Here is a 20,730-nt window from a genome sequence, read left to right on the forward strand (position 1 = left end):
GAGCCTCCTTCGTCGGCACGACGATCATGATGATGCTGTGCCCATTGGTGCGTTGGCTGCGCTCACTCACGCTACGGTCTCTCCCCCGAGCAGCAGGTACAGGACGGCCATGCGGATGGTCACGCCGTTGGCCACCTGCTCGACGATGGTCGAGCGGGGCGAGTCGGCCACCTCGGCGGCGATCTCCATGCCGCGGTTCATCGGGCCGGGGTGCATGACGATGGCGTCGTCGGGCATCTTGGCGAAGCGGTCGCGGTCGAGGCCGTAGCGGCGGGAGTATTCGCGCTCGCTCGGGAAGTAGGCGGCGTTCATCCGCTCCTTCTGCACCCGCAGCATCATCACCGCGTCGGACTTGGGCAGCACCGCGTCGAGGTCGTAGGACACCTCGCACGGCCAGGTGCCGACGGCGACGGGCAGCAGCGTGGGCGGGGCCACCAGGGTGACCTCGGCGCCGAGCGTGGCGAGCAGCAGCACGTTGGAGCGGGCCACCCGGCTGTGCAGCACGTCGCCGACGATCGTGATGCGGCGGCCGTCGAGGGCGCCCAGCCTGCGGCGCATGGAGAAGGCGTCGAGCAGGGCCTGCGTGGGGTGCTCGTGGGTGCCGTCGCCGGCGTTGACGACGCTGCCGCGCACCCAGGTGGCCAGGCGGTGCGGCGCGCCGGAGGCGCCGTGGCGGATGACGACCGCGTCGGCGCCCATGGCCTCCAGGGTCAGCGCGGTGTCCTTGAGCGACTCGCCCTTGGAGACGCTGGAGCCCTTGGCCGAGAAGTTGATCACGTCGGCGGACAGCCGCTTGGCCGCCGCCTCGAAGGAGATGCGGGTGCGGGTGGAGTCCTCGAAGAAGAGGTTGACCACCGTGCGGCCGCGCAGCGTGGGAAGTTTCTTGATGGACCGTTCCGAGACCCTGGCCAGCTCCTCGGCGGTGTCGAGGATGAGCAGGGCGTCGTCCCTGGCGAGGTCGCCGGCGGAGATGAGGTGACGGTTCACTTGGCGGCCTCCTTGACGAGCAGCACGGCCTCGCGTCCGTCGGTCTCCTGGAGGTAGACCTTGACCTTCTCGCTCTTGGCGGTGGGGAGGTTCTTGCCCACGTAGTCGGCGCGGATGGGCAGCTCGCGGTGGCCGCGGTCGACCAGGGTGGCGAGCTGCACGGCCGTGGGACGGCCGAGGTCGTTGAGCGCGTCGAGCGCGGCACGGACGGTGCGGCCGGAGTAGAGGACGTCGTCGACGAGGACGACGATCTTGCCGTCGACGCCGTCGGCCGGCAGCTCCGTGCGGCCGAGCGGACGGGCGGGCTTGAGCCGCAGGTCGTCGCGGTACATCGTGATGTCGATCGAGCCGACGGGGATCTTGACGCCCTCGAACTGCTCGATGCGCTCGCCGAGCCGGCGGGCCAGTGTGGCGCCGCGGGTGGGGATGCCGAGCAGGACGACCTCGTCGGCGCCCTTGGTGCGTTCGAGGATCTCGTGGGCGATGCGCGTCAGCGCCCGATGGATGTCCGGGCCCTCGAGAACGGCCCTGGATTCGGACATGGGGAGTCACCACCTTTCCCGCCTCACGGGACGGGGCTTAAAGGGTGTTGGTCGGCCCCCACAGTACCAGGGGCCACCAGCCACGATGGGAGGGGCCGCGGGTACGGGGCGATCGGGCCCCTGACTTGGCAAAAAGCGGATGAAAAGGTATAAAACATCCTCAAAGTATCCCTGTGGAAGGTTTAGCGCCATGACGCTGTCCGCACGTCAGCGACTGGTCCTCAAGGACATCACCCGCCAGATCCAGGCCGAGGACCCCGATCTGGTCAGGAACCTGTCGCGGCTCGGCACCGGCCCGGTGACCGCCGAGCGCATCGCCCCGGTCGCCCCCGTGCGCTCCCGCCGCGCCGCGCACCGCCCCGCCGGGCACGGCGGGGACCGCAAGATCGAGTACGGCAAGACCATCGGCCTCGTCGCGGCCGGCCTGGCGGTGCTCGCCGTGGCCATGCTCTTCGCCCCCGAACCCCGCGACGGATAGAGCACGAACAAGGGCGTCACCGCCCAGACGTGACGGTCGGGTCCGGGAGGGGATATAGCACCAATGACCTTCCACGTCGATTCGGAGGTAGGCCGGCTCCACCAGGTGCTCCTGCACCGGCCGGACCTCGCGCTCAAGCGGCTCACCCCCACCAACAAGGACGAGTTCCTCTTCGACGACGTGCTGTGGGTGCAGCGCGCCGTGGAGGAGCACGAAGAGTTCCAGCAGGTGCTGCGCGAGCGCGGCGTCACCGTCCACATCCTCGGCGACCTGCTGCGGGAGACCGTCGAGATCCCCGAGGCACGCAAGCACATCCTCGACGCGATCGTGGACGAGCGGTTCCTTGGCCCGCTGGCCGTCGACGACATCCGCAACACGCTCGACGCCCTCGACTCGGCGTCCCTGCAGACCTACCTGACCGGCGGCATCACCAGGCGCGAGCTGGTCGAGCTGGGCTGCGCGCCGAAGTCGGTGGCCTTCCACGCCCTGCACGACGACGGCTTCGTGCTGCCGCCGCTGCCCAACCACCTGTTCACGCGCGACCCGTCGTGCTGGATCTACGACGGCGTCTCGGTCAACGCCATGCGCAAGAAGGCCCGCATGCGCGAGACGGTGAACATGGAGGCCGTCTACCAGTTCCACCCGACCTTCGCCGAGGGCTTCGACCGGCCGCAGAAGGACGGCTACCACGTCTGGCTGCCCGGCCACACGATCGCGCCCGCCACGCTGGAGGGCGGCGACGTGCTCGTCATCGGCCGCGGCGCGGTGCTCGTCGGGATGAGCGAGCGCACCCAGCCGCAGGCGGTGGAGATGCTGGCCCAGCACCTGTTCCAGTCGGGCTCGGTGCGGCGGATCGTGGCCCTGGACATGCCGAAGGCGCGCGCCTTCATGCACCTCGACACCGTCATGACCATGGTCGACGTGGGCGTGTTCACCAAGTACGCCGGGCTCGGCATGCTGCCCTCGTACACGATCGAGCCGGGCGACACCGAGAAGGAGCTCAGGGTCAGCGACCACCCGCCCGAGGACATGCACCGGGCCATCGCCCGGGCGCTGGACCTGGACGACATCAAGGTCCTGACGCCCACCCAGGACGTCTACGCGGCCGAACGCGAGCAGTGGGACGACGGCTGCAACGCGCTGGCCGTCGAGCCGGGCGTGGTGATCGCCTACGAGCGCAACACCACCACCAACAACTTCCTGCGCGCCAACGGCGTCGAGGTGATCACGATCCGCGGCAGCGAGCTCGGCAGGGGACGCGGCGGGCCCCGGTGCATGAGCTGCCCGCTCGAGCGCGACGGCATCTGACGCCGTGCGCGTCATCGTCGCGCTCGGCGGCAACGCCGTGCTCCGGCGCGAGCAGCAGCCGGACGCCGAACCGCAGATCGCCAACGTCGCCGCCTCGGTCAAGCAGCTGGCCAGGCTGGCCGAACGGCACGAGCTGATCATCACGCACGGGAACGGCCCGCAGATCGGCCTGCTCGCCCTGCAGAGCGCCGCCGACCCCCGTCTGAGCCGGCCGTACCCGCTCGACACGCTGGGCGCGCAGACCCAGGGCATGATCGGCTACTGGATGCAGCAGGCCCTGCAGAACGCCCTGCCCGGCAGGCAGGTGATCGCCATGGTCACCCAGACGCTCGTGTCCGCCGTCGATCCGGCCTTCGACGACCCGACCAAGTTCGTCGGCCAGGTCTACGACCGCGAGGAGGCCGAGAAGCTGGCCGGCGAGTACGGCTGGACGATCCGGCCCGACGGCGACCACTGGCGGCGCGTCGTCCCCTCCCCCGTGCCGCGGCGCGTGGTGGAGACCCGGCTGATCCGCCGGCTGCTGCGCGACCGGGTCGTGGTCGTCTGCGCGGGCGGCGGCGGCGTCCCCGTCATCCGCGACGAGCACGGCCGCCTGTCCGGCGTCGAGGCGGTGGTCGACAAGGATCTGACCGCGTCGGTGCTGGCCGAGGCGCTGGAGTGCGACGCGTTCCTCATCCTCACCGACGTGCCGCGGGTCATGCGCGACTTCGGCACGCCCCGGCAGGGCGAGATCGCCCACACCACGCCGCACGAGCTGCGCGCCCTCGACTTCCCGGCCGGGTCCATGGGGCCGAAGGTCGACGCGGTGTGCCGGTTCGTCGAGACGACCGGCGACATGGCGGCCATCGGCCGGCTGGACCAGGCCGAACACATCCTGGAGGGCTCCGCCGGCACCATCGTCACCCCCAACGCCCGCTGGCCCCTCACGAGCACGCTGTAGCACCCGCTGCCCATCTGGGAGGTCCTCGTGTCACTGGCTCAACGGCTTATGCGGACCAAGCCGGCCGACCTGATCGTGGCCGAGGGCGGCCGGGGCGAAGGCGGGGAGCTGCGCCGCACGATGTCGCTGTGGCAGCTCACGTTGTTCAGCGTCGGCGCCACGCTCGGCACCGGCATCTTCGTCATCCTCGGCCAGGCGGTGCCCAAGGCGGGGCCCGCGGTGATCGTGGCGTTCCTGCTGGCCGCCGTCACCGCGCTGTTCTCCGCGCTGTCGTACGCCGAACTGGCCGGGACGATCCCGGTGTCCGGCTCCTCCTACTCCTACGCCTACGCGACGCTCGGCGAGCTGGTCGCCTGGGTCGCCGGCTGGTGTCTCATGCTGGAGTACGCCGTGTCGGTCGCCGCGGTGGCCGTCGGCTGGGGCCAGTACCTCAACTCGTTCCTGCGGAGCCTGTTCGGCTGGGAGCTGCCCGCGGCGATCATCGGCTCGCCCGGCCAGGACGGCGGCGTGGTCAACCTCATGGCGATCCTCATCGTCGTGCTGGCCACCTGGCTGCTGCTGCGCGGCGCCTCGGAGAGCGCCACGGCCAACGTCGTGTTCGTGCTCATCAAGGTGGTGGTGCTGCTGTTCTTCTGCGTGGTGGCCTTCACGGCCCTGCGGGCCGGGAACTTCACGCCGTTCGCGCCGATGGGCGTCGCCGGCATCACCGCGGCGGCCTCCCAGGTGTTCTTCTCCTACATCGGCTTCGACGCCGCCTCCACCGCCGGCGAGGAGGCGAAGAACCCCAAGCGGGACCTGCCGCTGGCGATCATGCTGTCGCTGGCGATCGTGACCGTCCTGTACGTGCTCGTCGCGATGGCGGCCGTCGGCGCGATGCCGTGGAGCGACTTCGACCCGGAGAGCACCGAGGCCGGCCTCGCGCAGATCGCCGACCTGGCCACCGGCTCGACGTGGGCGGGGCTCATCGTCTCCTTCGGTGCGTCCATCGCCATCGCCAGCGTCGTGCTGACCGTCATGTACGGCCAGACCCGCATCCTGTTCGCCATGTCGCGCGACGGGCTGATCCCGCGGGTGTTCCAGAAGGTGAACCCGCGCCGCCAGGTGCCCGTGGCCAACACGCTCATCGTGGCGGCGTTCATCTCGGTACTGGCCGGGCTGGTGCCGCTCGGGCAGCTCGCCGAGGCCACCAGCATCGGCACGCTGTTCGCGTTCGCCATCGTCAACGTCGGCGTCCTGGTGCTGCGCCACCGCCGGCCCGACCTGCCGCGCAGCTTCCGCACCCCGCTGTTCCCCGCCACACCGGTGCTCGGCGCCATCATGTGCGGCGTGGTGATGGCCGGGCTCGCCGGGGTGACCTGGGTGGCGTTCGGGCTGTGGATGCTGCTGGGGTTCGCCTGCTACTTCCTGTACGGCTACCGCAACTCGCGGCTGAACGCCGAGGTGGTCTGACCATGAGGTTCGACAACGTCCTGACCGGGTTCATCGCCGAGCCGCGGGGCCGTGACGGGCTCCTGCTGGCCGCCCTGCTCGCCCGCCAGGCCGGCGGCCATCTCACGGTGGCGACCGTGCAGCCGCCCGCCTGGTCCGCCCCCGGCCCCGCCCGCGCCGAGGAGAGCGCCTGGCGCGCCTACCTGGACGAGCAGGCCGAGGCGACCCTGGCCAAGGCGCGCGAGCTGGCCGACGAACTGGCGGGCGGCGACGTCGACTATGTCGTCCACTCCCACAAGGGCAGCGGGCGCGGGCTGGTGGAGCTGGCGCGCAAGCTCGACGCCGACGTCGTCGTGATCGGCTCGGCGTCGGGCGGCGGCAAGGGGCGCATCTCGGTCGGCAGCACCGCCGACCAGCTCCTGCACGCCTCGTCGGTGCCCGTGCTGCTGGCCCCCCGCGGTTACGCCGACGCTCCGCCCGAGGCGTTCGAGCGGATCACGCTCGCCTATCGGCGCGGCCCGCGCGCCGAGGCCGCCGTCGCCTCCGCCGCGCAGGCCGCCGTCCGGCTGGACGTGCCGCTGCGGCTGATGACGCTGCTGGTCAGCAGTGGCCGCCGGGTCAAGGTCGAGGAGGACATGCTCGAACGGCTGCGCGACCTGGCCTCGGCCGACCTCGCCGCCGCCGCCGAGGGGCACCGGCGCCGCGTCCCGGTGGAGGTGGAGGTGCCGGAGGGCCGCACCGTCGCCCAGGCCCTCGCAGCGGCCTCCTGGCTGCCCGGCGAGCTGCTCGTCTGCGCGTCGAGCGGGAGCGGGCCGCTGCGGCGGGTCTTCCTCGGGGACACCTCCGTAAAGATCGTCCGCGCCGCCACCCGTCCCGTGATGATCCTCACTCGTCAGCAGTGAAACATCCGGCAAACTATGACGAACTGCCGTTATTTGTGGGACATGTGGGGCTTTTGCGGCGTAGTCTCCCGGATCGGATTCGGCATCTTTTTTCCAATCAGCTTGACCTTGGGCGTCCTCCCCTTTACCGTCACTGTGCGTAACCAGCACCGCGCGGCGAATTGGGGTAAACCCATGGCCACCGCCACCGATGGAGCCTCGCACGGCACCAGACCCCCGGTGGCTCGGGCATTCGCCGCAAGGGAGCACAATCTACTGAGAGCAACACATAGAGAGCCGGGGGGCCACACGATGCCGTCTGAGTACGCAAAGTCGCTGGGTGCACGACTGCGCGCCATCCGCACCCAGCAGGGTCTGTCCCTGCACGGGGTCGAGGAGAAGTCGCGCGGCAGGTGGAAGGCCGTCGTCGTGGGCTCGTACGAGCGTGGCGACCGCGCGGTCACAGTGCAGAAGCTTGCCGAGCTTGCCGACTTCTACGGGGTTCCCGTCTCCGAGCTGCTGCCCGGCGGCGCCGCGCCCAGCCCGCTCGGGCCCACGCCGAAGCTTGTGATCGACCTGGAGCGGCTGGCGACGCTGCCGAAGGAGAAGGCGGGCGCCCTGGCCCGCTACGCCGCCACGATCCAGAGCCAGCGTGGCGACTACAACGGCAAGGTGTTGTCGATCCGCCAGGAGGACCTGCGCTCCCTGGCCGTGATCTACGACAAGTCGCCGAGCGAGCTGACCGAGGAGCTCATCAGCTGGGGCGTCCTCGACGCCGAGGCCCGCCGGGCCGTCGAGTCGTTCTGACGGACACCGTGGCTCCCAGGAGCCGACCGGGTCTCTCGAGGGGCGCGCCACCGCACGGGCGCGCCCCTCACCCATGCCCGGCCCTTCGTCGGCGCTGCGACGCGTGAGGCACGGCCGTCGAGGGCGACGATGAGCCCGAGGCGGCGGCAGCGGCAGCGGCAGCGGCAGCGGCAGCGGCAGCGGCAGCGGCAGCGGCAGCGGCAGCGGCAGCGGCAGCGGCAGCGGCAGCGGCAGCGGCAGGATGATCACACAGGTCGCCCCGCCACTCCGGTGAGGACACCCGCCCCCGAGCGACCGGAAAGCGGCAGGACGGCCCGGTCGGTGGACCCGGCGGCCCGGCCGGTGAACCCGGAGGCCCGGGCAGTGGACCCGGGGGCCGCCCGGCCGAGAACGGCGAGCCTGCCCTCGGGCGGGCCTGCGCGGTCGGGGCGAGGTCAGCCGGCCAGGGGGACGGTGACCGGGAGCTGGGGCTGGGTGGGGACGCCGAGGAGGCTCTCCACGGCGATGACGAACTTCTCCGCCTCGGTCAGCAGCTCGTCGGCGTCGGCGGCCGAGACGGAACGGACCATGCCGGCCTCGGCCCTGGCCCGCTTGGCGGCGCTCACGGCGAAGTAGGCGGCCCACTCCGCGAGCTGGGGCTCAACCTCGGGCAGGAGCTCCCACGCGCTGCGCAGGCGGCGCCTGCGGCCTTCCATGGGGCGTGGACGGGCGGCCAGGACCGCGGCCGCGGCGCGCAGCGCGGCCAGGTGCGCCGCCACATATCGGGATGCCGGGGTGCGAGCCGTCGTCGCCTCCGCCAGGCAGGAACGTGAATCCGTCAGGTGCGCCCGAACAGCAGGCGACAGCCCGGGACCCTGCGGGTCTCTAGACCGTGGTGCCATGTGCACGCCTCCTTGGGGTCGTGGCGGCTCCCGGCGTCGCCGCCGGTGAAGCCAACGATCGCAGACGCCACCGACATTTCCGCCGGGCCGGCCGGACGAGAAGCTTCCCCTCTCCCCGTCCGGCCAGGAACACGCCCACTCGTCTCCGCCGACGACGAGGACGCGCCCTTCGCCCGTGGAGCCTGATCGCGGGTCTCGCTTGGGGGAAGCGTGGCCCGCGATCAGGTCCTCGACGTGAGCCGCGAGCCTCACGTCACTACGTCGAACATAATTTCGATCACGGTCGGTGTCAACCTGTTCCAGAACACAGGTTCGATCGACAGGCGCAACCCGCCCGTCCTCCTGGGGCGGCACCGACTTCGAGGACGGACGTGCGCCGCGCCGCCGACATACGGGAAGCTGGGGCAGGTCGTCGCCGCCCGGGGTGCCGCGAGCCCCGGCGCCGAGCGACCCGTACGAGCAGCCCAGGGGAGCAGCCAGTGACGCAGCAGGAGCAGGGGCAGGTCATCGAGCAGGTGTCCACCGAGGTCGTGTACGAGAACGCGTACATGCGCCTGCGGGAGGACATCATCCGCCGCCCCGACGGCTCGCCCGGCGTCTACACCTACGTCGACAAGCCGGACTTCGCGCTGGTGATCGCCGTCGAGGAAGGCGGGTTCCACCTGGTCGAGCAGTACCGCTACCCGGTCCGGGCCAGGTCGTGGGAGTTCCCGCAGGGCACCTTCCCCCAGCTCGCGACCGGCGACCCGGAGTCGCTGGCCCGCGAGGAGCTGCGCCAGGAGACCGGCATCACGGCCGGCCGGATCCGCCACCTGGGACGGCTGGACTCGGCCAAGGGCATGTCGGCGCAGGGGTTCGACGTGTTCCTGGCCTCGGATCTCACCCACGGGGAGGCCGAGCTCGAGCCGGAGGAGCAGGACCTGCGGCACCAGTGGTTCCCCCGGGCGCAGGTCGAGGCCATGATCCGAAGTGGCGGCATCACGGACGCCGCCACGCTGGCCGCCTACACGCTCCTGCTGCTCATCGGTGAGTGATCCCGGCCCGCTTCTCATCGGTGAGTGATCCCGGCCGGCGGTCCGGCCGGGAGGGGGCGCGCAGGGCGACGTCGCGGCGCCGTGCCCGCGCGCCCGAGAGGCGTGGAAAAGACGGGCGGTCGTGACGGCGGCGGGCGGTGGCCGGCCCATGCTGGCCGTAAAAATCCCCCTAAATGGCGACAGGGAGGAAAAAGCGCCCGCCTGACCATCTACGACCCCATAAAAGCAACCCCGTAGTAAACCCGCACAACCGCGCCGGAACCGGCCGGAGAGCCGTTAGCGCCGTTGGCGCGGGCGAAACCCCCGCGGTTACTCAGGACACCGACAGCGCGCCCGACGGGCAGAGGGTCACGGCGCGGCGGACGGCGTCCTCCAGCTCCGCCGGCGGCGACGGGTCGAGCAGCACCACGGTCCCGTCCTCCTCGCTCTGGTCGAACACCTTCGGCACCGTCAGCGCGCACATGCCCGCCCCGATGCACACCGTCGTATCCGCTTCGATCTTCATGCTGACGACCTACCAGGTGACAGGGAGGCGGTGCACGCCGTAGATGCTCATGTCCGTGCGCATCGGCACCTCCTCCGGTGGTACGGCCAAGCGTAGGCCCGGCAGGCGGCGCAGCAGCGCCGCGTAGCCGACCCGCATCTCGATCCTGGCGAGCTGCTGGCCGAGGCACTGGTGGATGCCGTGACCGAAGGCCAGGTGGCCGGTCGCGGGCCTGGTGACGTCGAGGCGCCCGCCGCCGGGGAAGCGCTCGGGGTCGCGGTTGGCCACAGGGAGGTGGAGGGTGACCGCCTCCCCCTTCGCGATCACGGTGCCCTCGACCTCGACGTCCTCCAGCGCGGTCCTGACGGGCCCCAGGTGGATGATCGTGAGGTGGCGCAGCAGTTCCTCGACCGCGTTGTCCATCAGCGAGGGGTCGTCGCGCAGCACGGCGAGCTGCCCGGGGTCGGTCAGCAGCGCGTACGTGCCGAGGCCGAGCATGTTGGCGGTGGTCTCGTGACCGGCCACGAGCAGTAGGAACGCGACCCCGGTGAGCTCCTCGTCGGTCAGCTCGCCGCCCGCGACGAGACCGCTGAGCAGGTCGTCGCCGGGCTCGGCGCGCTTGTGCTGGATGAGGCCGTACAGGTACGTGGAGATGCTCGTCATCGCGGCGATGACGTCCGCGCCCTCGCTGTCGAGGCCGAAGAGCACCTTGGAGTCGGCCTGGAACCGCTCGCGGTCGGCGTACGGGACGCCGAGCAGTTCGCAGATCACCAGCGACGGGATCGGCAGCGCGAACGCCTCCACCAGGTCCGCCGGCCGCTCCCCCGCCTCCATCCGGTCGAGGCAGGCTTCGGCGATCTCCTCGATCCGGGGTTCGAGCTGGTTCATCCTGCGCACGGTGAACTGGCCGGCCAGCAGCTTGCGGTAGCGGGTGTGCTCGGGCGCGTCCATCCGCAGGAAGAACCCCGGAGGCACCCGGAACTGCTGCTCCTGCATCTCCTTCAGCAGCTCCAGCCGGGCCGCGACGGGCGGGTGGGCCAGCTCCGGCCGGTTGCTGAAGCGCGGGTCGGCGAGCACGGCACGGGCGGCGGCGTAGCCGGTGACGAGCCAGCCTTGGTGGCCGTCGGCGTAGGCCATGCGGTGCAGGTGTGCTCGTTCTCCCAGCTCCGTGAACCTGTCCGGCGGGTCGAGGGGTCGCTCGCGCCGGGTGGTCAGGGTGAGGTCGGACATGCCATGGACTCCTTCCGTTCGGTACCGTCCACAAAACCTCATCCAATGCAAAACTTCAATGAATGAAAAGCATAAGCCTGTGCAGTATAGTTCCGACATGGTGGGTATGCGGGAGCGCAAGAAGCAGCGCACGCGCCGGGCGCTGATCGAGGCCGCGCTCCGGCTGTTCGCCGAGAAGGGGTACGAGGAGACGACGCTCGCGGAGATCGCGGCCGAGGCCGACGTGTCGACGCGCACGTTCTTCAGCTACTTCGCCAGCAAGGAGGACGTGGTCTTCTTCGACTCCAACACGCGGATGGAGCGCCTCCTCGACCGGGTGACGACCAGGAAGTCCGACGAGCCGCTGCCCGCGCTGCTGCTGGGCATCGTCCGGGAGAGCGTGTCGCAGGCGACCGAGGACGAGGGCCTGCCCCTGCGTGACGCGCCGCTGCGCATGCACCTCATCATGAACGTCCCCGCCCTGCAGGCCCGGGCGCTGCACCTGCTGTTCGACAGCCAGCTACGGCTGGCGCGGGCGCTGCACGACGCCTACCCCGACCAGCTCGACGCGGTCGAGGCGGCGGCGGCCGTGGGGGCGCTGACCGGCGCGGCCAAGCTCGCCGTCATGGCGTCCATCGAGCGGGGCGACCCGATGGAGCGAGCCATGGAGGCGGCCGTGCGCGCGGCCGAGGTCGCCCTGCGCGGCCTCGACCGCCTCGGCGACACCTGAGCGCTCGGGCGGGCGCCCGGACGGGACAGACCGGCCGGACAGGTCAGTGGCCGGGGCCTGCTCCGCAGCCCCGCCCCGTCCATGACGTCCAGCCCTTCGACGGGTCGCCGTCGCCCGTGGCGGCCCAGCCCGCCGGAGGCGGACCGGCCGTGGGGGGCACGATCGCCGTGCAGGCGCCCGCCGGCGGGGCCTGGCGCGCGCCGTCGTACATCTCCAGGCGCGTCCACCAGACGCGGTGGGTGAGCGGGAGCCAGACGTTCCACTTCACCCTGGTGTCCACCGCGACCCGGCCGGGCCCCGGGGCGGGCAGCCAGTCGCGGCCGGGCGCGGGGGCCGACCTGGGAGCCAGATGCGCGACGAACGCGATGGTGACCGCGGCCAGCCCCGCCGCCGGCGGTACCACCCGCGCCCACCCCGAGGCAGGCAACCCGAGGCGCCCGGGGAGCACGGGGAGCACGGCAAGCACGGTGAGCCCCGCGAGCAGGGCCAGGGCCGTCAGTGAGGCGGCGGCCATGTCCAGCCGGTCGGGCACCCCGCTCAGGAAGATCACCTCGGGGAAGTCGAAGGCGATGAAGGCATACCGGTCGAGCCGGTCACCGGCGTACCACGCGGCCACACCCCCCGTCCCGGCGCCCAGAGCCGCCGCGGCGGCCGCCAGAGCGGGGATCGACCGCCGCCGGGCGCGGACCAGCGCGGCCACCCCGGCCAGCGTCCACGCCACGGCGACGCACGACAGGTAACGGCCGTAGGCGTAGTTGCCGACCCGGTGCTCGTCGGGCAGCGCGGCTGAGGACGCGTACGCGATGCCCAGGGTGACGGCGAGCAGCGCCGCCGCCGTGACGCGATGCGCGAAGGACACCGCGAGCCCGCCGTCCCCCACGCGGCGGGAGGTCCGGCCCGCTCCCCGCAGGGTGACGGTCGCGGCGGCGACCAGCCCGATGCCGGCCAGCCCCCACGTGCCCACGATCAGGTACCAGAGCTGCCCGGCCGCCCCGGCCAGCGCCCATGCCTGCCCGTCAAGACCGGTCAGCCGCGAGACCAGGAGGCCGGCCAGGTCCCGCGTGCCGCCCGGGTAGAGCGCCGCGGCCAGCGCCCGGTTGAGCACCGTGCCCGCCACGGCCACGCCCGCCGCCGTGGCCAGCGCCGCCAGCCCGGCCCGGCGCGGCACCCGCCGGGCGACCAGCAGCGCGCCGACCACGATGACCGTCACGGCCAGCACGACCATGCCGCGCATGTGCACCGTCATCGCGAACCCCGCCAGCCCACCGGCGACCACCCCGGCCCACACGTCCGCACCCCCCACGATGCCGCGCCGCACGGTCCCGTGCCGCACGGTCCCGCGCCGCCGCGAGCCGCTCCGCCCGGCGCCGGCGCGTACCAGGTCGTGGATCGCCAGCAGCCACCCGAGCAGCAGCGTCGGCAGGATCGCGTCGGCCAGCGCCAGCCCGGAGAACAGCAGCAGCGCCGGCGACGCCCCCACCACGAACGCCAGGAGCAGCGCCCCGCGCCGCCCCACGGCCAGCCGCCGCAGCACCAGGTACGCCAGCGGGAACGCCGTGGCCGACACCATGGACCCCACCGCCACCGCCAGCCGGTAGACCGTGGCCGGGTCGGCGCTCACCCAGTGGATCGGCGCCAGCAGCAGCGCGTACCCGCTCTGGTAGAACGTGGACCCGGTGAAGTCCGCCCCGGGCCCGCCGGCCAGCCAGCGGGCGGCGGCGAGGTAGCCCGTCTCGTCGGGGTTGGCCACCGGCCCCGCGTGATACCTGAACAGCCACAGCCGCAGCAGCACGTGCGCGACCCATCCTCCGGCCAGGGCCCACCACCACCGGCGGTCCGCCATGGCAGGACGGGCGGCCGGCGGCGGCCGTAAGCGGGCGACGGGCGTGGACAGCATGCTTCTCCCCCTGGTGGTCCGGGCCGGACCTGTCCCGGCCACAGGCCAGGGAGTTCAGCAGGCGGCCCATAACCCGCCCGTTACCAGAAGGCGTTATCCGGACGTTAGGCCGCCCGCCGGGGCGGTATCGGGTCGCCCGCCCGGCCCCGCCGGACGCGGGGCCGCCCGGCGGAGCCCGCCCGAGCCCGTCCGCCGGACGGCAGGCCCCGCCCCCTCCAGCCCCCGCGCGGCCTCCAGGAATCCCGCCACCAGCGGGGAGCGGTCGTCGCGGCGGTGGCACAGGGCGACGGTCGTGCGCGCGGTGCCGGGCGTGACCCGCCGGTACGCCACGCCCGCCAGCCGGACGCGGCGGATGCCCGCCGGGGCGAGGGACACCCCGAGGCCCGCCTCGACCAGCGCCGAGACCGTCTGCCACTCCACCGCCCGCTGCGCCACACGCGGCTCGAACCCCGCCGCACGGCACACGGCGACGATCCGGTCGTGGAAGGCCGGCCCGGCGGCCCGCGGCAACAGCACGAACGGCTCGCCGGCCAGCGCGGCGACGGGGACGACGCGCCGGGCGGCGAGCGGGTGGCCGGCGGGCAGCACGGCGACGAACGGCTCCGTCAGGACCGGCTCGGCCACCAGGTCGGCGTCGTCCGGCGGCTCACGCAGCAGCCCGAGGTCGATGGCGTCCTCGCGCAGCGCGGCCAGCTGCGGCGCGCCGGTCATCTCGCGGATCTCCAGCTCGACGCCCGGGTGGCGGTCACCGTAGGCGCGCACGATCCGGGGCAGGACGGTGAGCGCCAGCGACGCCGCGAACCCGATCCGCAACCTCCCGGCCTGCCCGCTGCCGGTGCGGCGGGCCGCGTCGAGCCCGGCGGCCACCTCCTCCAGCGCACGCCGCGCGGCCGGCAGCAGTTCCCGCCCGGCCGGGGTGAGGGCGACCCGGCCGCCCGGCCCGCGCCGGCCGCGCTCGAACAGCGGGTGCCCGACGCGGCGCTCCAGGCGGCCGATCTGCTGGCTCAGCGGCGGCTGGGCGATGCCCAGCCGTTCGGCGGCGCGCCCGAAGTGGAGCTCCTCCGCGAGCACGGCGAAGGCGTGGAGCTGGTGCAGGGCGAGCTCGGGCCGGTCCATACGCCGAGAGATATCACACCATCCCCTAACACGTCTTGGACGTATCGTCGCCGCTCCCCTACCGTTCACAGACGTGACGGAACGACGTGCGATCATGAGCGGCTCCCTCTTCGAGGAGCAGATCGGATACGCCCGGGCGGTCGTGGACGGCGACCGCGTCCACGTGTCGGGGACGACCGGGTTCGACTACGCGACCATGACCATCTCGGATGACGTGGTCGAGCAGGCCGAGCAGTGCCTGCGCACCATCGGGACCGCGCTGGAGGCGGCCGGCTGCACGTTCGCCGACGTGGTGCGGGTCCGCTACCTGCTGCCCGACCGCGACGACTTCGAGCCGTGCTGGCCGGTCCTGCGCCGCGTCTTCGGTCAGGTGCGGCCGGCCGCGACGATGCTGATGTGCGGGCTGGCCGACCCGCGCATGAAGATCGAGATCGAGGTGGACGCGCGGCGACCGGCCGACCCGGGCGCGGGCGCCGGCTGATCCACCGATAACCTCCGTGCCGGGCGGCGAACCCCGGCACGCGGCCGATGGCCCCGTCGTCCCGCTGTCCCGTACGACGACGAATGGGCGAGGATCCCCCCGTGAACTACGAACGCCAGCCGTACCGGCGCTGCGGCAGGAGCGGCCTCCGGCTGCCCGCGATCTCCCTCGGGCTGTGGCACAACTTCGGCGCCGACAAGCCGCTCGACGGCCAGCGGGCCATCATCCGCAAGGCACTCGACCTGGGCATCACCCACTTCGACATCGCCGACCGCTACGGCCCGCCGTTCGGCGCGGCCGAGTCGGCGTTCGGCGCCGTCTTCCGGCAGGATCTGCGCGGCCTGCGCGACGAGATCGTGGTCACCACCAAGGGCCGCAACCCCATGTGGGACGGCCCGTACGGCACGGGCAACAACCGCAAGCATCTGCTGGCCACGCTCGACCGGTCGTTGCAGCGGCTCGGCCTCGACTTCGTGGACATCTTCTACCTGCACCGCGACGACGACGAGACGTCGCTGGAGGAGCAGGCCGGGACTCTCGACCACATCGTGCGCAGCGGCCGCGCCCTGTACGTCGGCGTCTCCAACTTCTCGCCGGAGCGCACCGCCCAGGTGTCGCGGATGCTGCGCGGGCTGGGCACCCCGCTGCTGGTGCACCAGCCGCCCTACTCCCTGCTCAACCGGGGCATCGAGCAGTCGCTGCTGGGCGTGCTGGATCAGGAGGGCGCGGGCTGCGTGGTCTACTCCCCGCTCGCGCAGGGCCTGCTGACCGACCGCTACCTGGACGGCATCCCGGCGGACTCGCGGGCGGCCGAGGGCCGCTTCCTCACCCCCGACCGGGTCACCCAGGAGGTGCTGGCGTTCGTCCGCGCGCTCGGCGCGATCGCCGGCGCGCGGGGCCAGTCGGTCGCCCAGCTCGCGCTGGCGTGGGCGCTGCGCGACCCGCGGGTCACCTCGGTGCTCGTCGGCGCGTCCGGCCCGGCCCAGCTGGAGGCGAACGTGGCGGCCGTGGACCGCCTCGACTTCACCGCCGACGAGCTGGCCGCCATCGACGCGGCGGCCAAGGAGGCCGGCATCACGGCCTGACCCCGCACGCGGGACGCCGAGTGCCGGTCGCCGAAGGGCTCACGCCCCCCGGCGGCCGGCATTCGGCCGACGCGCCTCGGCGGGCGCCGCCCCGGCGGCGGGCACTCGCCGCTACGTCCTCTTGAAGCTCCCGCGGACGTGCACCGGCACGCCCGTGCCGAGCATGCCGGGCAGCGCCTCCGCCACGTTCATCGGCAGCCGGACGCACCCGTGGGAGGCCGGGTACAGCGGCACCGACAGCGCCCCGTGGAAGGCGATCCCACCGTTGAAGAAGATCGGGTTGTACAGCTGCCCGAGGTACGACTTGTGCCAGCCCGACCTGCGCCACGTCGTCCTGTAGTCGCCCGTGGGCGTGCGGGCCGAGCCGCAGAAGCGCTGCTGCTTGCCCTGCCAGACGCTGGTCTCGCAGTACGGCACGCCGCTGCCGGAGGAGATGTGGCTGATCAGCTTCGGCCGCCCGGCCACGTACAGGACCATGATCTGCGTGCTCAGGTTCACCTCGGCGCGGGTGGCCTTGCCGTTGCGGACCAGCACCTTGGGGGTCCTGGGATTCTCCAGTGCCCGCCACGTGGCCGTGGCGACCGTGCTGGTCGGCCTGATCCCGTTCACCTTCTGGAAGGCCCACACGGCCATGAGCGTCGTCCCGCCGTACCGGCCGTCGGCCTTGCCCGGCCGGTAGCCCAGTTCGGTCAGGCGCCGCTGCAGCGCCTCGACCGCCCCGCCCTTGGCACCGAGCTTCAGCCGCTTCGGCGCTCCCAGCGGGGCCGACCAGGCCGCCGCGGCGCTCTGACCGGCCGCGACGCCCAGGGTGCCGCCGGTGGCGGGCCGGACAGCGGTGGCGAGCGGCGCGGCCTGCGCGGCCCCCGCTCCGGCTCCGGCCGCGAAGCCCGTCCCGACGCCTGCTCCGGCGAGCACGACGGCGCCCGCGGTCGCCAGCGCGGCCAGACGTGGTGCGCCCACCCGAATCACCTCTCACCTCAACGATCAAGTCAAAGGACCCTATACCAACACCTTGCGCGGTAAAGCCGCGTTCAATCGCTTTAGAGTGTGCGCATGTCCGAGAAGTTCTCCCGCGCGGGCGGGGTTCCGCTGCCCTCCAACGCCGTCGTGGTCCAGTCCGCCCTGCGCGAGCTGGGGGCGGCCGGCGAGATCATCGTCCTGGCCGAGAAGGCCCCCACCGCCGCCACGGCCGCGGCCCAGCTCGGCTGCGAGGTCGGGGCGATCGCCAACAGCCTCGTCTTCGACGCCGACGGCTCGCCGCTGCTCGTGCTCACGAGCGGCGCGCACCGCGTGGACGTCGAACTGGTCGCCCGTACGGCGGGCGTCGGCACGGTACGGCGGGCCACCCCCGAGTTCGTCCGGCAGGCGACGGGCCAGCCGATCGGCGGGGTCGCCCCCGTCGGGCACCCGGTCCGGGTCAGGACGCTGGTCGACAACTGGCTGAGCAAGCACGAGGTCGTCTGGGCCGCGGGCGGACACCCGCACACGGTGTTCCCCACCACCTTCGACGAGCTCGTGCGGATCACCGGGGGCACTCCCGTGGACGTCGAGTAGTGTGCGCCGGGTGATCGAGTTTCGCGGCGGCGGGCCCGCCGAGTTCGGCGAGCGGCTGGACACGGTGATGGACATCTACACCGCCGCCATGCGCCCACCGCCGGAACAGATCACCGGTCGAACCACCATCATGCTTAATCACGCTACTTATCCCCGTTTTCAGTGCTTTTTCGCCGAACTGCAGGAGATTTCTGACATAGCGGGCGAGTCGCGTCCGGTGCCGCGCGTCGTGGGGTTCGCGTACGGGTTCCACGGCGCGCGCGGGCAGTGGTGGCACGACGTGGTGTCCCGGGCTCTGGAGGACCAGGCCGGGTGCGAGGTGGCGGACGCCTGGATGGGCGACGCGTTCGAGCTGGCCGAGGTCCACGTGCACCCCGGCTACCAGGGCAAGGGCATCGGCCGGGCGATGATCACCACACTCTGCGCCGGCCGGCCCGAGCGCTCCGCGGTGCTGTCCACGCACGACCGGCCGACCGCCGCCCGCCACCTCTACGCCGCCATGGGCTTCACGGACCTGCTGAGCCGGTACGTCTTCCCGGGCGGTTACGAGGAGTACGCGATCGTCGGCCGCCCGCTGCCGCTGACGTGACCCCGGCGAGCACCCAGGACGTCATGGTAAAGCCTTGACCTGCGAGTTTGGCGTCCGTGGCGTACGGGCATGACTGAACACGCAAGGTAACGGGCGCTTTACCCCGCGTCTACCCACCCCAGCCCGCCACCCGCCGGGTCCCCCTGCGGGCGGGTGGCGGGACCCCTCCACGAGAGGGAGCAGGCCTTCGCCGCCGCCGAGCGGCGGCCGGTCAGACGGTCACGGCCGGCGCGTGCGACAGCCGCTGGAAGACCTCGCGCGAGGCGCTCGACCGGTTGAAGGTGATGAAGTGGATGCCGGGCGCCCCCTCGTCGAGCAGCCGCTGGCACAGCTCGGCCCCGTGGTCGATGCCCAGCGCGCGCACCGCGGCCGGGTCGTCGGCCACGGCCTCGAAGCGGGCAGCCACGCCGGGCGGGAACGGGGCGCCTGACAACTGCTCCGACCGCGCGATCGTGCTCATCTGCGTGACCGGCATGATGCACGGGATGATCGGCGTGTCACAGCCCTCGGCCGCCACCCGGTCGCGCAGCCGGAGATAGTCCTCCGCCTGGAAGAACATCTGCGTGATCGCGAAGTCGGCCCCGGCCCGGCACTTGCGCACGAAGTATTCGGTGTCGGACTCGATGGACGGCGAGCGCGGGTGCTTGTAGGGGAACGCGGCCACGCCCACGCAGAAGTCGCCCGCCTGGCGGATCAGCCGCACCAGCTCCTCGGCGTAGAGGACGCCCTCGGGGTGCCTGACCCACTCGCCGGCCGGGTCGCCGGGCGGGTCGCCGCGCACGGCCAGGATGTTGCGCACCCCCGCGTCGGCGAAGCGGCCCACCAGGTGGCGCAGCTCGCGGACGGAGTGGTCGACCGCCGTGAAGTGGGCCACCGGCGTCAGCGTGGTGCCATGGGCCAGCCGCTCCACGATGTCGACCGTGCGGTCACGGGTGGAGCCGCCGGCGCCGTAGGTCACCGAGACGAACGTGGGACGAAGGGCCTCCAGCTCCCTGATCGCCCGCCACAGCTGGCGCTCTCCCTCGTCGGTCTTCGGGGGGAAGAACTCGAAGGAGAACGAACGGCCACCGGCGGCGAGGAGCTCACGGACGGTGGGGACGCGATCGGGCAGGACAGAGGGTCGACCAAGGGCCATGAGATCAGGGTACCGTGACCGGCCGCGCACCAGCGGTCCCAGGGGAACCTGGAGATCCTGCACCAGTCGTGCGACCACTAGTCTCATGCACATGAGCACTGAGGCCGCGAGCATGGACACCCTCCGCGACCAGGTTGACCGTTCCCTGCGGGCGTTCGTCGACCGCCAGCTGCCCGCCATGGGGTCCGAGGAGCTGGAGCCGCTGCGCCTCGCCGCCAGCGAGCTGCTGGCGGGCGGCAAGCGGCTCCGTCCGGCGTTCTGCTACTGGGGCTGGCGCGGCGCGGGCGGCGCCGAGCTGCCGGAGATCTTCACCGCGGCGGCGTCGCTGGAGCTGCTGCAGGCCAGCGCGCTGGTGCACGACGACGTGATGGACAGGAGCGACCTGCGCCGGGGCATGCCGTCCGCGCACCGGCGCTTCGAGAAGATCCACGCCGAGGCCGGCTGGCAGGGGGCGCCGGAGCAGTTCGGCGTGGGCGCGGCGATCCTGCTGGGCAACCTGCTGCTGATCTGGTCGGGCGAGATGTGGCGCACCAGCGGCCTGCCGCCCGCGTCGCTGGCCGCCGCCCAGCCGGTGCACGACCACATGCGCACCGAGCTGATGTGCGGCCAGTACCTCGACCTGCTGGAGCAGGCACACGGGGAGAACACGTTCGAGTCGGCCCTGCGCGTCGCCCTGTACAAGAGCGGCAAGTACTCCGTGGAGCAGCCGCTGCGGCTCGGCCTGGTGCTGGCCGCCGGTGAGCGGCTGCCGTGGATGGACGAGCTGTGCACCACGTTCGGCACGCGGGTCGGCATCGCCTTCCAGCTTCGCGACGACATCCTCGGCGTGTTCGGCGACCCGGCGCGCACCGGCAAGCCGGCCGGCGACGACCTGCGCGAGGGCAAGCGGACGATGCTCGTGGCCCGCGCCCTGGCCGCCGCCTCGCCGCAGCAGGCCGCGGCCGTGCGCCGCCTGCTGGGCGACCCGGGCCTCGACGACGAGGGCGTGGCCGTGCTGCGCGGCGTCATCGAGGACACGGGCGCGCTGCGCGAGTGCGAGGAGCTGATCACCGACTACCTCGGCGAGGCGCTGGCCTGCCTCGACAAGGCCCCGCTCACGCCGGAGGCGCGTGCGGCGCTGGCCGAGCTCGCCGTGGCCGCCACCTCGCGCAAGACCTGACGCGA

22 protein-coding genes are annotated in these 20,730 nt (G+C 72.5%); 13 read left to right on the plus strand and 9 right to left on the minus strand.

Annotation, left to right across the window (positions count from 1 at the left end; all coding sequences use genetic code 11):
* Positions 1-66: 66 nt before the first annotated feature.
* Entirely contained in the window at positions 67-987 is a 921-nt protein-coding gene (locus FHU36_RS02775; protein WP_185082237.1) for an aspartate carbamoyltransferase catalytic subunit, read from the minus strand.
* The gene (pyrR, locus tag FHU36_RS02780; RefSeq protein WP_185082238.1) at positions 984-1,529 is read right to left on the minus strand and encodes a bifunctional pyr operon transcriptional regulator/uracil phosphoribosyltransferase PyrR; all 546 of its coding nucleotides are present in this window, start codon (positions 1,527-1,529) and stop codon (positions 984-986) included. The genes FHU36_RS02775 and pyrR overlap by 4 nt, the downstream gene beginning before the upstream one ends.
* A gap of 190 nt (positions 1,530-1,719) precedes the next feature.
* Here pyrR and FHU36_RS02785 point away from each other — a divergent pair, with 190 nt between their 5' ends.
* The 6 genes from FHU36_RS02785 to bldD all read left to right on the plus strand — a co-directional run bounded on the left by FHU36_RS02785 (position 1,720) and on the right by bldD (position 7,371).
* Entirely contained in the window at positions 1,720-2,007 is a 288-nt protein-coding gene (locus FHU36_RS02785) for a DUF3040 domain-containing protein (RefSeq protein ID WP_185082239.1), read from the plus strand.
* Positions 2,008-2,070: 63 nt separating this feature from the next.
* Positions 2,071-3,315 carry an arginine deiminase gene (locus FHU36_RS02790; RefSeq protein ID WP_185082240.1) on the plus strand — a complete coding sequence of 415 codons (1,245 nt, stop codon included), beginning with the start codon at positions 2,071-2,073 and terminating at the stop codon, positions 3,313-3,315.
* A gap of 4 nt (positions 3,316-3,319) precedes the next feature.
* Positions 3,320-4,255: a carbamate kinase gene (arcC, locus tag FHU36_RS02795; RefSeq protein WP_185082241.1), complete on the plus strand. Its 936-nt coding sequence runs from the start codon at positions 3,320-3,322 to the stop codon at positions 4,253-4,255.
* A gap of 48 nt (positions 4,256-4,303) precedes the next feature.
* A complete protein-coding gene (locus FHU36_RS02800; RefSeq protein WP_185084571.1) occupies positions 4,304-5,704 on the plus strand; it encodes an amino acid permease in 1,401 nt (466 codons plus the stop codon).
* A 2-nt stretch (positions 5,705-5,706) separates the two neighbouring features.
* Positions 5,707-6,585 (plus strand): universal stress protein, encoded by an 879-nt coding sequence (locus FHU36_RS02805; protein ID WP_185082242.1) that lies wholly within the window; start codon positions 5,707-5,709, stop codon positions 6,583-6,585.
* A 291-nt stretch (positions 6,586-6,876) separates the two neighbouring features.
* The gene (gene bldD / locus FHU36_RS02810) at positions 6,877-7,371 is read left to right on the plus strand and encodes a transcriptional regulator BldD (protein WP_026214021.1); all 495 of its coding nucleotides are present in this window, start codon (positions 6,877-6,879) and stop codon (positions 7,369-7,371) included.
* A gap of 434 nt (positions 7,372-7,805) precedes the next feature.
* Here bldD and FHU36_RS02815 read toward each other — a convergent pair whose 3' ends face one another.
* Positions 7,806-8,252: an SAV_6107 family HEPN domain-containing protein gene (locus tag FHU36_RS02815; protein WP_185082243.1), complete on the minus strand. Its 447-nt coding sequence runs from the start codon at positions 8,250-8,252 to the stop codon at positions 7,806-7,808.
* A 479-nt stretch (positions 8,253-8,731) separates the two neighbouring features.
* Between FHU36_RS02815 and FHU36_RS02820 the strand changes: the two genes are divergently transcribed.
* Positions 8,732-9,286, plus strand: coding sequence for an NUDIX domain-containing protein (locus FHU36_RS02820; RefSeq protein WP_312891405.1), 555 nt, complete (start codon positions 8,732-8,734; stop codon positions 9,284-9,286).
* A gap of 313 nt (positions 9,287-9,599) precedes the next feature.
* On the opposite strand, the gene FHU36_RS02825 is transcribed toward FHU36_RS02820, so the two are convergent.
* Positions 9,600-9,791: a ferredoxin gene (locus FHU36_RS02825; protein WP_185082244.1), complete on the minus strand. Its 192-nt coding sequence runs from the start codon at positions 9,789-9,791 to the stop codon at positions 9,600-9,602.
* 9 nt (positions 9,792-9,800) lie between these two features.
* Complete coding sequence (locus FHU36_RS02830; protein WP_185082245.1) at positions 9,801-11,000, minus strand: cytochrome P450; 1,200 nt, start codon at positions 10,998-11,000, stop codon at positions 9,801-9,803.
* Positions 11,001-11,097: 97 nt separating this feature from the next.
* Here FHU36_RS02830 and FHU36_RS02835 point away from each other — a divergent pair, with 97 nt between their 5' ends.
* Positions 11,098-11,709, plus strand: coding sequence for a TetR/AcrR family transcriptional regulator (locus FHU36_RS02835; protein ID WP_185082246.1), 612 nt, complete (start codon positions 11,098-11,100; stop codon positions 11,707-11,709).
* A 43-nt stretch (positions 11,710-11,752) separates the two neighbouring features.
* On the opposite strand, the gene FHU36_RS02840 is transcribed toward FHU36_RS02835, so the two are convergent.
* On the minus strand, positions 11,753-13,606 hold the full coding sequence (locus FHU36_RS02840) for a hypothetical protein (RefSeq protein WP_185082247.1): 1,854 nt from the start codon (positions 13,604-13,606) through the stop codon (positions 11,753-11,755).
* A gap of 93 nt (positions 13,607-13,699) precedes the next feature.
* Positions 13,700-14,722: a LysR family transcriptional regulator gene (locus FHU36_RS02845; RefSeq protein ID WP_185082248.1), complete on the minus strand. Its 1,023-nt coding sequence runs from the start codon at positions 14,720-14,722 to the stop codon at positions 13,700-13,702.
* Between the two features lie 73 nt (positions 14,723-14,795).
* Between FHU36_RS02845 and FHU36_RS02850 the strand changes: the two genes are divergently transcribed.
* Positions 14,796-15,203 carry a RidA family protein gene (locus FHU36_RS02850; RefSeq protein WP_185082249.1) on the plus strand — a complete coding sequence of 136 codons (408 nt, stop codon included), beginning with the start codon at positions 14,796-14,798 and terminating at the stop codon, positions 15,201-15,203.
* Between the two features lie 83 nt (positions 15,204-15,286).
* The gene (locus FHU36_RS02855) at positions 15,287-16,288 is read left to right on the plus strand and encodes an aldo/keto reductase (protein ID WP_185082250.1); all 1,002 of its coding nucleotides are present in this window, start codon (positions 15,287-15,289) and stop codon (positions 16,286-16,288) included.
* Positions 16,289-16,399: 111 nt separating this feature from the next.
* Here FHU36_RS02855 and FHU36_RS02860 read toward each other — a convergent pair whose 3' ends face one another.
* Complete coding sequence (locus tag FHU36_RS02860; RefSeq protein WP_312891406.1) at positions 16,400-17,248, minus strand: L,D-transpeptidase family protein; 849 nt, start codon at positions 17,246-17,248, stop codon at positions 16,400-16,402.
* Positions 17,249-17,341: 93 nt separating this feature from the next.
* Here FHU36_RS02860 and FHU36_RS02865 point away from each other — a divergent pair, with 93 nt between their 5' ends.
* Both FHU36_RS02865 and FHU36_RS02870 read left to right on the plus strand, forming a co-directional pair.
* Positions 17,342-17,842 carry a YbaK/EbsC family protein gene (locus FHU36_RS02865; RefSeq protein ID WP_185082251.1) on the plus strand — a complete coding sequence of 167 codons (501 nt, stop codon included), beginning with the start codon at positions 17,342-17,344 and terminating at the stop codon, positions 17,840-17,842.
* A 10-nt stretch (positions 17,843-17,852) separates the two neighbouring features.
* Entirely contained in the window at positions 17,853-18,431 is a 579-nt protein-coding gene (locus FHU36_RS02870; RefSeq protein ID WP_312891407.1) for a GNAT family N-acetyltransferase, read from the plus strand.
* A 211-nt stretch (positions 18,432-18,642) separates the two neighbouring features.
* Here FHU36_RS02870 and metF read toward each other — a convergent pair whose 3' ends face one another.
* On the minus strand, positions 18,643-19,566 hold the full coding sequence (metF, locus tag FHU36_RS02875; protein WP_185082252.1) for a methylenetetrahydrofolate reductase [NAD(P)H]: 924 nt from the start codon (positions 19,564-19,566) through the stop codon (positions 18,643-18,645).
* Positions 19,567-19,657: 91 nt separating this feature from the next.
* Here metF and FHU36_RS02880 point away from each other — a divergent pair, with 91 nt between their 5' ends.
* Positions 19,658-20,725 carry a polyprenyl synthetase family protein gene (locus tag FHU36_RS02880; RefSeq protein WP_185082253.1) on the plus strand — a complete coding sequence of 356 codons (1,068 nt, stop codon included), beginning with the start codon at positions 19,658-19,660 and terminating at the stop codon, positions 20,723-20,725.
* Positions 20,726-20,730 lie beyond the last annotated feature (5 nt).

This window comes from Nonomuraea muscovyensis (assembly GCF_014207745.1).
Classification (GTDB): Bacteria; Actinomycetota; Actinomycetes; order Streptosporangiales; family Streptosporangiaceae; genus Nonomuraea; species Nonomuraea muscovyensis.